Genomic DNA, 11685 nt, shown 5'->3' on the forward strand with positions numbered 1-11685 from the left:
GAATAGGGCGCCACATGGCGCCTTATTTTTTGGTCTTACTCTTTATGAAGCAGTGGTACCGCAGAGGCTTATTATTGCTTGATTTGACAGCCGCTTTTCGCTTTGTCAGCGCAATACTAAGCACACAGGTATTAGCACTCTAAAGGTGACCGGCGTGTAAATGCTAGTTTTTCGTTAGGAGTCACTCGAGTATGGCAATTGCCCAATGCCCCAGTTGTAACAAGCCCATTTCTTCTATGCACAAAACCTGCCCACATTGTCAGTTTGATCTTGCGAATATGGATGAGGAATCTCTGCACAGAGAAACGGTTCGCAGACGAATTAAGAAGCAGCAAACTATTATGAATTATTCATTTCTGGCGCTGATCTTATTTCTCGGTGGGTTCCTATACCTATACTGGCAGCAGCCTGTAGAAGGGACGTGGGAAATGTTGGCAGCTAAGGGCGCAATTGGTGTGGGCCTGGTTTGGTATTTGGTAAACCGAGTGATTTTAGTTGTACTGAAAAAGAAAAAGTGAACATGAATATAGACAGTTTAGTTAAAAATATAACGCCGGAACTTTATGAGCGACTTCAGTATGGCGCCGCTACCGGGCGCTGGCCAGATGGTACCGAGCTCAGTGATGCGCAAAAAGAACAAACCGTTCAGCTGGTCATGTTATATCAGGCAAAGGTAGCCAAAAGCACAGAACAGTTCACCATCAATGAACAAGGCGAGATGGTTCAGAAATCCAAGCGTGAATTGCAACAAGAATTTAAAGCAGAAAATGAAATAGCCAGGTTTAGCGAAAATGATCTTTAAAAACCTTTTTACCCCTAAATGGAAGCACCCAAAAACACAGGTGCGATTAGCCGCAGTGGACAAACTGGACACAAGCAAAGACGCTGACGTGTTACAAACACTCGCGCTGGAAGACGACTCGAGTCAGCTCAGGAAAAAGGTCCTGGATAAAATGAATGACCTGAGTTTGTGGTGGAAGGTGTATAAGCACGACCAGGAATTGAAAGAGCTGGCAGAGCAGCACATTTCTCAGGCCGTGTTGTCGGGTTCTAATTCCCTGAGTCAGGAGATCCGTGACGAGTATATTGACCGTTATGCACCGGCAAAAACATTGGAAAAAGTTGCCTTTAGTGATATTGCCAACGAACAAAAAGCAAAACTACTCAAGCGCCTTGCTAATGCAAAGCTGATTGAAAAAGCATTTAAAGAGGGGGGCGAGCCACTACAAGTACAGTTACTCCCCTGATCGCTCAGTATCAGCTGGAAAAGGCTGTACTCAAAGCTGCCTCTGGCGAGGCACGTACTTCGCTTGAGCAAACGCTGGAGCAGCAACGCCTGAGCCAGATTATGCCAGAGCAGGTGACTCAGGCGGCTAAGCTGGTTTTGGCCAAACTTAATGCACTACGTGACAAACCGGATTATCAACTGGTTGCCAGTCAGGCCGATGCATTGACAGCTCAATGGCAGGCGCTTGAAGTCCAGTGGCTGAGCGAAGAAGTGCAACAGGCTAACCAGGAAAAGTTTGAATCTATTTCGGCAAAGCTAAATAAACATCGTGAGACCTTACAGCATGCGTTCGAACAGGCTCAGCAACAAGCTGAACAGGCCGAGGCGAAAGCGAAAGCAATAAATGCGTTTGAAACCGGATTTGTAGCGCTTGAGCAGGCCCTTTCTGATACTGTCTCAGCCCTGGACTTAACCGCTCAAAGCTCGCTGCAAGCACAGCTTAATCAACTGAAAAATGACATCGAAGCGTCCGCTTACCATGCGGAGCCTGCATTAAAAGCACTGCTTGATAAGGTACACGATAGTGCCAGACAGCTGGAGAGTTTACCTGAGCTTGTGAGCGCAAAAGAGCAGTTCGACAAGGCTCTGAATGCACTTAAAGATGTAGCGCCAAGCGAAGAACTGGCACAGCTTGATACTGTGTTAGCAGCTCAAAAACAGGCTTATCAGCATGCTCAATCACAGCTTCGCCAGTTACCCGCGGCTTTGAAAAAACAAGCTTCAGAGCAACTTAAAGAAATCAGCACTCAATTTAACCAGACGATGAAACCTCTGGTTGATGTGCAGGAAAAGCACCTCAAAGAAGCGCGCAAAAAAGCACGAGATGTACAACGATTGCTTGACCAGGGTCGTTTTAATGTTGCGTTTGGCGTGTTTAATGGCTTTATAGAAAGCTATGAGCAGTTGAGTGAAGGGTTTAAACAGCAACTTGCAAAACAGTTCACAACCTTGAGCGAGGCGCTGCAGGAACTTAAAGACTGGCAAAAATATGCATCACAACCTAAGCGCACCGAGTTATTGCAACAGCTTGACGAGATGCTGACCGAGCAGGAAGTCGATCCTAAAGCCCGCGCAGCACAGGTTAAATTGCTACGAGTGCGCTGGAACGAACTGGGACGTGTTGAAAGCGATGAAGAAAAAGCACAGGCTGCACAATTTGATGAGAAAATTGAGTTGTTGTTCGCTCCGTGTCGCGCTTATTTTGCTGAGCAAGACGAACTACGCAAAAAGGTGATAGAACAGCGTGAAGAACTCGTCGGACAAATGGCTGCGCTTATTCCTGTGATGCAACAACCTGAAGCAGACTGGCGTCAGGTCGAAAGTGTGTTTAACCGGGTCAACAAGCAATGGCGTGGAGCAGGCAGTCTGGATGCGGCAACCTACCAGGCACTTAATAAGCGTTATCGTGATGCTTATACTCAGGTCAATGAGCAATTAAAAGCCCGTCATCAGGCAAATGCACAACTGAAGCAAAAGTTGGTAGCAGAGGCACAAGAACAGCTGGAGCTTGAAGATGTTGGCCAGGCCTGCGATACGTTGAAAGCTCTGCAAAAGCGCTGGCAAGAAATTGGCTTTGCCGGCACTAAGCAGGAACACACATTGTGGCAGGAATTCAGAAAGCACAACGATGCGGTATTTAGCAAGCGCCAGGAGCAGAAAAACGCCGAACGCGAACAGGCTCAGGCGCAGGAAGCACAGCAGCGCCAGTTACTGGCTGAATTAGATAGCCAAATGATCGATGCTAAAACTCAGTCAGAGCTATTGTCAGTCAAAGAAGCCGTGCACAGCACTGAGGTGCTTGCATCGCTGAGAAAAACCAAACAACAGTTGCTAGAACAGACAGAGGCAAAGTTGAATGAACTTTTCTCAGCGCAGAGCCGTGAAAAATTCAACGAACTGGTTGAGGCTATTCGTGCCGGTGATACTCCGCCTTGCAGCTGGCTGAGTGGTAATGATTCAGGGTTATCTGCCGAGCAGTTATTACTGCGACTTGAAGTGATGACGAACAACGACTCGCCTGCTAATTTGCAACAAGCGAGGATGGCAGAGCAGGTAGCACTACTGGAAGCCAAGTTACAGGGCGGCGCCCAGTCACTGGAATATTACCTGAATTGTTACCTGTCACAGGTTGTGAATGATACTCATGATGTTGAACGGGAAAGGCTAATTAAGGTCCTGACAGCATAACAGGGCTAATACGAAAAAGGCGCCGTAAGGCGCTTTTTTATTGTCTGTAATACGCAAAATTATTCCAAGTTGCTCCGTCAAATTGAACAGGTATTTAGTGTAATTGGTATGAAATGCGTATTAATGTAAAAGTTGTTGTAACGCTTCTTCAAGGGTTGGATAGCGAAAACGATAGTTAGCCTTGAGTGCGCGTCGTGGCAGCACGCGCTGGCCGTAAATAAGTAGCTCAGACATTTCCCCAAACATGGCCTTAAGCACGAATTCGGGCATTGTAAACATGGCAGGTCGCCTCAGTGTCAGCGCCAGGCGTTCAGCAAACTCTTTGTTCGATACAGGTGCAGGTGCAGTGGCATTAAATACACCGGACAGTTCCTGATGCTTGAGCAAGAATAAGATTAACTGCACCATGTCATCGATGTGGATCCAGGACATCATCTGTGTTCCACTGGCCATTGGACCACCCATTCCGAATTTAAATGCAGGCAACATTTTCTTTAGAGCGCCACCCTGTTTTGACAATACTATGCCTGTTCTGACAATACAGACGCGTGTATTTTCACTTTCAGCATGATGAGCCTGCTCTTCCCACTCCTTACACAGCTGATGACTAAACTCCTGATAGGGCTCGTCGAAATCTTCACCTACTTTGACAGTTGCGGGCTGTCTGCCGTAATAACCTATGGCACTACCTGATATAAAGGTGTGTGGTGGGGTTTCGCAGTCCCGGATCCGAGCACTGAGTTCACGCGTTAATCGAACTCGACTGTCAACAATTCTGGCTTTTTGTTTGTCCGTCCAGCGTTTCTCTGCTATTGGTTCTCCCGCCAGGTTTATCACGACATCCAGCTCATTAAAATTAACCTGATCTAGGCTATCAATGGGTTCAATCTTGCTGTCCAGCTTGCGCCTGGCCCCAGAGACATTGCGTGTTAAGACGATTATTTTGTGTTTGTTGACTAGGAACTTGCAAAGTTCTGATCCTATCAGACCGGTGGCACCGGTAATTAATACATTCATGTATAACCCATTTTTAATAATTTAGTCTCTTATACTCAGTGCAGTGTATTGTCGATCAATTTATTAGTTGTGCGTGCTTTGATGCTAAATTCCGTTACAATGAAGCTCCGGGTGCCTGGATATTATCGGGCACATACTTTGTTTCCGGGTCATATACCGGTATTAATTACCGGTTTAGCACAGTTAATGTAAGGAAAAGTCGTGTCTTCATTGTCTGGGATCACTAAAAGCTTAGTCGTTATTGCGTCATTGTTCATTGTTTTAGCCGGAATAAAACTGGCCAACGAAATTGTCGTCCCTTTTGTTTTGGCAGCCTTTATTGCCATTATTTGCAATCCGCTTTTGAAGTTTTTCGCAAATTACCGGATCCCTAAGGGGCTGGCAATCGTGCTGATTATTATGCTGGTCATGCTGATGGGCATGAGTCTGACAGGCCTGGTTGGCCAGTCGCTCAATGATTTTTCCAGCCAGCTGCCGCAATATCGTGAAGCGCTGAGAAGTAAATTTATCTGGTTTGTCGATATGGCGGCTCAGTACAATATCTTAGTGGATAAGCAACAACTTATTGCGCTGTTCGACCCGGGCAAAATGATAGATGTAGCGACCAATATGCTAACTGGCTTTGGCGGCGTCATGGCAAATATTTTCCTGATCCTCCTGACGGTAGTATTTATGCTCTTTGAAGCACCGATGATCAGCACTAAAGTTCACCTGGCGCTGGATGATCCGGACATGAAAATGAAGCAAATTGACCGGTTTCTGGATTCCATTAACAGCTATCTGGCAATTAAGACCTTGGTATCACTGGCAACGGGTGTGCTTGCTGCGGGTTTTTTGTGGGTGCTTGATATTGATTACTTTATCTTATGGGGTGTCTTTGCATTTTTGCTTAATTACATTCCCAATATCGGTTCAATTATCGCCGCGGTCCCTCCGGTATTGTTAGCACTTGTTACTCACAGTCCTATGATTAGTGCCATCGTTGCTGCCGGCTATATCAGTATTAACACCATTATGGGTAATATTATCGAGCCTCGTTTTATGGGCAGAGGGCTGGGGCTCAGCACTTTGGTTGTGTTCCTGTCTTTGATTTTCTGGGGATGGCTACTTGGTACGGTAGGCATGTTACTGTCTGTGCCACTTACCATGGTTGTTAAAATTGCGCTGGAGAACAGTGAGGACGGTCGCTGGCTGGCGACTATGTTAGGTGGTGAAGAGCAACATAATGCCAGATAGCTAAGGCTATCTGGCGCTTCAATCAACTTGAAAGCATCTTTAAAGTTAGTATGCGTCGGTTACCATCAGACGTGACAGGCCGATAGAAATTTGTACGCCAGGGTATGGTCTACTGGAGCAGAAAATCGGCCTGTAGTTCATGTGTATGCTGTTTAATAAACTCAATCTTACAGCGTTTATAGACTTTGGCTGCCATGGTTGCATTGGGCATCTGTTTCAGGTAGCGCCAGCGGCAGGCATCTTCCATATACCTCTCCTGGTTTATAAAGCTACGCTGAATGATCGGCAGCAGCTGAGAGTTACCGGTCTCTTTTTGTAGGTTTTCGGTGTCCATGACCAATTTCGTTATCCAGGTTTTTCTTTCACGCTCAAGCAGCTCAATATTACCATCCAGGCACATCAGGTAACGTTTGGCTTTTTCAGGGTGATCTGAATTGAGGTGGTCGCACTGTTGCAGGGTTAATCTGGCTGCCTGAGCAGACACGCTGAGCGTTAACAGGGTAAAAAAGCACAGTGTTTTATTGGTTCTGTTCATAACTAAATTCTATTGTAAACTGAGCACCGCCCAGCTGGCTGTAATCAATGTCTATGCTTCCATGGTAGGAAGAGACGAGGTCAGACACAATGGCCATCCCCACACCATGGCCACTTTCGTAGGTGTCGAGTCGTGTCCCACGTTGTAACAGGGTCTTTCTGTTTTGTTCAGGTATTCCGGGACCATCGTCGCTAATGATGAAGCGTACGCCTTTGCTTTGATTATATTTCACTTCTATATCGACCTGTGAATTACAGGCTTTACAGGCATTGTCGATCAAATTACCTAAAATTTCCATTAGATCGGTCTTATCACCCAAAAAAGCCGCCTCTGGCGGGCACTCAGAACTAAAGTTGATGTGCTTATCATGGTAAACCTTAGTCATGGCGTTTAGAATGGAATTAACCACAGGCTCTACCTGAGTTTGCTTTTTCCAGGTATCGGAGGCGCCAGATGCGGCCCGTTTTAACTGGTGTTCAATCATGGCATTGATGCGGTCAAGCTGTTCCTGCGCCTCATCATTTTCCGCCATCGGGCTAGATTTTAGCACGGCCAACGGGGTCTTAAGCGCATGTGCCAGGTCGCTCAGCGAGGCTCGGTAACGTTCTTTTTGGCGTCTTTGCGAGTCCAGTAGTAAATTGAGATCCGCCTTAATGGTATTCAACTCAACTGGGTAGAGGCCACTGATTTTATCTATTTCACCCGCTTCAATTGCTTTGATCTCCCTGTCTAGTCTTTGCAGTGGGCGAGCACTCCAGATAAAACCAAATGCCATTAGTGCGGCTATCATCACGCCCATCACCAGCATCCAGTTGACCAGGGTATTACGAAACTGTGCCATTTGTGCGACCAAAGCTGAGTTTTTCTTTAACAGTATAAACTTAGCTTGCTGTGAGTGGCTGGCATTACCGAGAATGACGGTCATGCTCAGTTGCCAATAAAGTTCCTGGTTGTATTCAACCCGTTCGAATTCAGCAGCCCCTGCTTTACTTTGCGATATGTCCGGCGTTACGGTTAAATTCATTGCTGATTCGGAGTGCCACACCAGCGCGTTTTGCTGATAAATAAGTGCATAAGTGTCTGAATTAAGACGGTTCAGCTCAGGTGCCAAAATGCTATTTGGCATCTCCATTGTCACAAAATCAACTTCGGAGATCAGGGAGTAGAGGTGGGCTTCCAGTGTTTTTTCTGTGGCGTCTACTAAAGTGGCATAGTAGGCACGGCCTATCGAAAAAAATAGCGCGGGAAGGGCAACGATTAAAACAAAGACAAGGATAAATCCTTGCCTTATTTTTAAAGAGATTTGAGCGCGATTTACCACTGGTTTTTAAACCTATAGCCTCGCCCTCTGAGGGTTTCAACTGGGTTCAGTGTGCCGTCCGGGTCCAGTTTCTTTCGGAGCCTGAGTACGAAGACCTCGATCACATTCGAGTCCAGATCAAAATCCTGATCGTAAATATGTTCAGTCAGTTCAGATTTAGAGATAACCTTGTGAGGGTTGACCATAAGGTACTCAAGCACCTTATACTCATACGCTGTCAGGGTGAGCTCGCGGTCTTCTACCCAAACTTGCTGAGAGCGAGTGTGGATCTTGACGGGGCCAATGCAAATCTCAGGGTTAGCTTGTCCGGCACTTCTGCGGATCAAGGCGTTACAGCGAGCTATCAATTCCTCTGTATGGAACGGCTTAGTAAGATAGTCATCAGCGCCGGCATCCAGCCCCTCGACTTTTTCCTGCCAGCGATCCCGAGCGGTTAAAATTAAAATGGGTAACTTAATGTCTTTTGCTCGTGCCTGTCGAATGAGTTCAATGCCATCGAGCTTAGGTAAACCCAAATCAACCACTGCCAGATCAAGCGGATATTCAGTTAAGTGAAAAAGACCGTTTTCTCCGTCGTGGCATAGGTCCACACTGTATTTTTCTTTCTCCAGCGCGGTACGCAGGTTCTCAGCCAGTTGTATATCATCTTCTATTACAAGAATTCGCATTGTTTAGTCCTTCTTCACTTCGCCCGTAACCTGGTGAACTTTTAAATCTATGATCCGACCATCATCGCGTAAGATCCGCACAATGTAGTAGTCTCCTTGTTTGGAGATTTTGAGGGTTTTGCCCGAATACTGGTCGGTTGCAAGTTTTACAGCTTGTTTTTTGCTTATTGTGTCTTGCTTCTCGGTGGCCTGCGCAGAGTGTGATCCCAGTAAACAACAGAGTAGCACTGTAGCAAAACATCTTGGCAACTGCATTTAATAAGCTCCACGGTTAGGGTTGCTTAACATCATTGTGGCACAGGCTAAGAGTGATCGACTTAACCCATGCTGAACTTGTTAAGGCAGTACTTTCTTGTATGGCTTAACCACGCTGTTAGCATAGACGCCAGCTGCGATGTAAGGGTCTTCTGCTGCCCAGGCTTTGGCTTGTGCCAGAGACTCAAACTCGGCGATGACCAGTGATCCGGTAAACCCGGCTTCACCTGGATCTGGGCTGTCGATGGCAGGCAAAGGGCCTGCGGCGAATAAACGCTGTTGCTGTGCAAGCTCGTCCAGTCTTGCCAAGTGCGCAGGGCGCGCAGCCAGACGCTTCTGTAAAGAGTTCTCAACGTCAGTTGAGTAGATCATGTAAAGCATAAGATGCAAAGAATTATTGTGTAATTTGGGCCTATCATAGACCGAATCTCCCCTTTGTGTAAATGCTCCGGACGCGTGTGTAGCGTTGAGCAATAAGCTATCTGGCAGGTGTAAAGCCGCCAGGTTTACGCTTCAGCGCGACGGATTAGACGTTTATACTTGAAATTCCGTGCGGATGGCTGGTAGAGTCCTTCGACTATTCTTATAAAATAATAATAAGGTTTTTCTTGTGAGCGCAAATCGTGAGCACTTCAGCTCGCGGCTAGGATTTATTCTTGCCGCAGCAGGTTCCGCAGTAGGGATTGGTAACCTGGTTGGGTTTCCCGTGTCTGCAACAAAAAATGGGGGCGGTGCTTTTCTGCTAACTTATGCCCTGTTTGTTATCTTTATTTGTTTGCCTGTGATGATGGCAGAGATGGCGATGGGTCGAAAGGCACAAAAAGACCCTTACGGTTCATACAAATCACTGACACAAGGTGATAAAAAGTGGTCTCTTGCGGGGGCGATTGCAGTATTAACGCCGTTTATGATCGCGGTGTTCTATATGGTGATCACGGTATGGATTTTCGGTTACCTGGTCCAGACGGTAATGGGTAATCTTGACCTGTTGGCAAATCCGGGTCATTTTGATGCATTTGTGAACCAGTACTCTATGTTCATCTACATGGTATTTGTTGGTATTATTGTTAACCTGATACTGATAGGTGGTGTAAAAGAAGGGATTGAAAAAGCAGCTAAGTTTATGATGCCAGCCCTTTTTGTTCTACTGCTGGGACTGGTGATGTACGTATTAACGCTGGATAATGCGATGGAAGGGGTGCGTTACTACCTAGTCCCTGACTTTTCCAAAATGAATGCCAGCGTGCTCAATGGTGCCTTATCTCAGTCATTCTTTTCACTGTCGCTGGGGATGGGTATCCTCATCACTTACGCGTCGTATATCTCCAAAAAAGATGACATTGTTGGCAGCTCCAAAATGGTTGCGATCACCGACTCTCTGGTTGCATTTATTGCGGGTCTGATGGTGTTACCAGCCATCTTTAGTTTCAACCCGGATACTGATCCCGCGCAGTTGAGCGATTCATCAGTTTCAATGATTTTTGTCTATCTACCAAAGCTGCTACTGGCATTACAATCTGACATCGGTTACTTCGGAGCCTCTGCCGTAGCTGCGGTATTTTTCCTGTTAGTCTTCTTTGCTGCCATTACCTCACTCGTTTCTATCATTGAAGTACCGACTGCTGCGCTGATGGAAGAGAAAGACATCAGTCGTAAGAAAGCATTGGGCCTGCTGGCATTGACTACCGGTGGTTTGACAGTGTTGTGTACTATGTCTTTTGGTATGGTGGGGTGGCTGACTGATTTTGTTAATTATGGTGGGGCCAGTCAGAGTATGTTTGCACTGATCTCTGACGTATTCTACGAAACCATTTTGCCATTCAACGGTTTGCTGGTGTGTTTATTCGTTATGTATCGCTGGAAAAAACACAATCTGTCTGAAGAACTGGCACAGGGATCACCTAACTATAAGGGGAGTTTAATGGAAAAGTACGTGAACTTTTCTCTGTCCACCTTTATTCCGGTTATCCTGTTGCTGATTTTTGTCAACACAGTGACCACTAAGTTCTTCTCTTTCAGTCTGTTTGGTTTCTGATCACCAACACGACACTTGCTCTCGGGCGTCAGCATAACCGCGGCGCCGGGGAGTTCTAAAACGTTACGCCAGAATCTAGGTAATGACCCAACCCCAGTGTAAACACCCACAGGCCCCACAGGCTGTGCTCAAGCACACATACTGCCAGAGAGCGACTGTGTGCATAGGTATATGCAAACAGTAATCCACCTGCAAAAGACAACGCTATTGCAACCCAATTATCATAGACACAATGGGCCAGGGCGAAGACGGCAGCGCTGAGTACAACCCGGGTGGTTTTCTGAGGCAAAATGCGTTTGTAACGGTGGAAAAAGTAACTTCTAAACACGAGCTCCTGGGGTAACACCGATAAAATTGGATAAGCTATCAGAAGTATCAACCAGTCGTCGGTAGAGTTGAGTGGCATATCAAACCAGCTTCCTGGTTAACTAAGCCATAGAACATGGCCGAGAACAAAGCGCCGATAAAAAATGTTGAAAACAACCGCCGTTTGACCGTCGAGAAGGTTCCGAGGCTGGTGAGGCGAAAACGTTTAAAATGAGGGTCGGTTAGCAACAAATATGTACACACAGCCGTGAGTATAATAAGTGCCGGAAATAACCAATTGGCAAGTTGATGGCGAAATGCATAGGCAATAACGGGTAGCAGAAAAAACACCAGGAATAGTTCGCACCAGCGATATTGGTTTGCGTTCAATGTGACCTCTGGGTATGTCTGAAAGCGTTAGCCTAACTATAGTCAAGGCTGTTCAACTCGGGTATCGCAGGGTAAGGAAAACTTCGTTTAATCAGCTCAAGATTGACATTTGTGACAGAAGTCCTTAGCCTGCCTCGCTTTGTTGTATAAAGACGGATTGCATGATGAATAAAAGTGAACTGGTTGCGGCCATGGCGGCACATAGCGAATTGACTAAGAAAGACACTCAGGCGGCACTGGGAAGCCTGTTAAAGCTTATCACTAAACGTCTGTCCGAAGGAGATCAAGTCCAGCTCAACGGAATGGGAACTTTTACTTTAAGTTATCATCCGGCTAAACCGGGCAGGAACCCAAGAACCGGTGAGGAAATCATGATTGAAGGGCAAAACAAAGTGCTGTTTAAGCCAGCCAAAGCATTAAAGGATGCCCTGGCTGACAAATAGCAGT

The 11685-nt window shown here is 46.4% G+C and carries 13 protein-coding genes and 1 pseudogene; 7 read left to right on the plus strand and 7 right to left on the minus strand.

Annotated features, from left to right (window positions below):
- Positions 1–191 precede the first annotated feature (191 nt).
- The 4 genes from ELR70_RS12500 to ELR70_RS12510 all read left to right on the plus strand — a co-directional run bounded on the left by ELR70_RS12500 (position 192) and on the right by ELR70_RS12510 (position 3475).
- A complete protein-coding gene (locus ELR70_RS12500) occupies positions 192–518 on the plus strand; it encodes a hypothetical protein (protein ID WP_054013890.1) in 327 nt (108 codons plus the stop codon).
- A 2-nt stretch (positions 519–520) separates the two neighbouring features.
- Positions 521–802, plus strand: a complete 282-nt coding sequence (locus tag ELR70_RS12505; RefSeq protein ID WP_054013889.1) for a DUF1315 family protein — start codon at positions 521–523, stop codon at positions 800–802.
- Positions 792–1247, plus strand: a complete 456-nt coding sequence (locus ELR70_RS25410; protein WP_241566378.1) for a hypothetical protein — start codon at positions 792–794, stop codon at positions 1245–1247. The genes ELR70_RS12505 and ELR70_RS25410 overlap by 11 nt, the downstream gene beginning before the upstream one ends.
- Before the next feature lie 101 nt (positions 1248–1348).
- On the plus strand, positions 1349–3475 hold the full coding sequence (locus ELR70_RS12510; protein ID WP_241566379.1) for a DUF349 domain-containing protein: 2127 nt from the start codon (positions 1349–1351) through the stop codon (positions 3473–3475).
- A gap of 120 nt (positions 3476–3595) precedes the next feature.
- Here ELR70_RS12510 and ELR70_RS12515 read toward each other — a convergent pair whose 3' ends face one another.
- Complete coding sequence (locus tag ELR70_RS12515; protein WP_054013887.1) at positions 3596–4492, minus strand: TIGR01777 family oxidoreductase; 897 nt, start codon at positions 4490–4492, stop codon at positions 3596–3598.
- Between the two features lie 201 nt (positions 4493–4693).
- On the opposite strand from ELR70_RS12515, the gene ELR70_RS12520 reads away from it, so the two are divergent.
- Entirely contained in the window at positions 4694–5728 is a 1035-nt protein-coding gene (locus ELR70_RS12520; protein ID WP_054013886.1) for an AI-2E family transporter, read from the plus strand.
- A 109-nt stretch (positions 5729–5837) separates the two neighbouring features.
- Here ELR70_RS12520 and ELR70_RS12525 read toward each other — a convergent pair whose 3' ends face one another.
- The 5 genes from ELR70_RS12525 to ELR70_RS12545 all read right to left on the minus strand — a co-directional run bounded on the left by ELR70_RS12525 (position 5838) and on the right by ELR70_RS12545 (position 8888).
- Entirely contained in the window at positions 5838–6263 is a 426-nt protein-coding gene (locus tag ELR70_RS12525; RefSeq protein ID WP_054013885.1) for a hypothetical protein, read from the minus strand.
- Positions 6247–7584: an ATP-binding protein gene (locus ELR70_RS12530; RefSeq protein WP_054013884.1), complete on the minus strand. Its 1338-nt coding sequence runs from the start codon at positions 7582–7584 to the stop codon at positions 6247–6249. The genes ELR70_RS12525 and ELR70_RS12530 overlap by 17 nt, the downstream gene beginning before the upstream one ends.
- The gene (locus ELR70_RS12535; RefSeq protein ID WP_054013883.1) at positions 7578–8252 is read right to left on the minus strand and encodes a response regulator transcription factor; all 675 of its coding nucleotides are present in this window, start codon (positions 8250–8252) and stop codon (positions 7578–7580) included. Before ELR70_RS12535 ends, ELR70_RS12530 begins: the two co-directional genes overlap by 7 nt.
- Before the next feature lie 3 nt (positions 8253–8255).
- Complete coding sequence (locus tag ELR70_RS12540) at positions 8256–8507, minus strand: PepSY domain-containing protein (protein ID WP_054013882.1); 252 nt, start codon at positions 8505–8507, stop codon at positions 8256–8258.
- An 81-nt stretch (positions 8508–8588) separates the two neighbouring features.
- Positions 8589–8888, minus strand: a complete 300-nt coding sequence (locus tag ELR70_RS12545; RefSeq protein ID WP_054013881.1) for a YciI family protein — start codon at positions 8886–8888, stop codon at positions 8589–8591.
- Positions 8889–9117: 229 nt separating this feature from the next.
- On the opposite strand from ELR70_RS12545, the gene ELR70_RS12550 reads away from it, so the two are divergent.
- Positions 9118–10542, plus strand: a complete 1425-nt coding sequence (locus ELR70_RS12550; protein ID WP_054013880.1) for a sodium-dependent transporter — start codon at positions 9118–9120, stop codon at positions 10540–10542.
- Positions 10543–10597: 55 nt separating this feature from the next.
- On the opposite strand, the pseudogene ELR70_RS12555 reads toward ELR70_RS12550, so the two are convergent.
- Positions 10598–11238, minus strand: a pseudogene (locus ELR70_RS12555) (CPBP family intramembrane glutamic endopeptidase).
- A gap of 164 nt (positions 11239–11402) precedes the next feature.
- On the opposite strand from ELR70_RS12555, the gene ELR70_RS12560 reads away from it, so the two are divergent.
- Entirely contained in the window at positions 11403–11681 is a 279-nt protein-coding gene (locus tag ELR70_RS12560; RefSeq protein ID WP_054013878.1) for an HU family DNA-binding protein, read from the plus strand.
- Positions 11682–11685: the final 4 nt, after the last annotated feature.

Source organism: Pseudoalteromonas sp. R3, assembly GCF_004014715.1.
Taxonomy (GTDB): Bacteria; Pseudomonadota; Gammaproteobacteria; order Enterobacterales; family Alteromonadaceae; genus Pseudoalteromonas.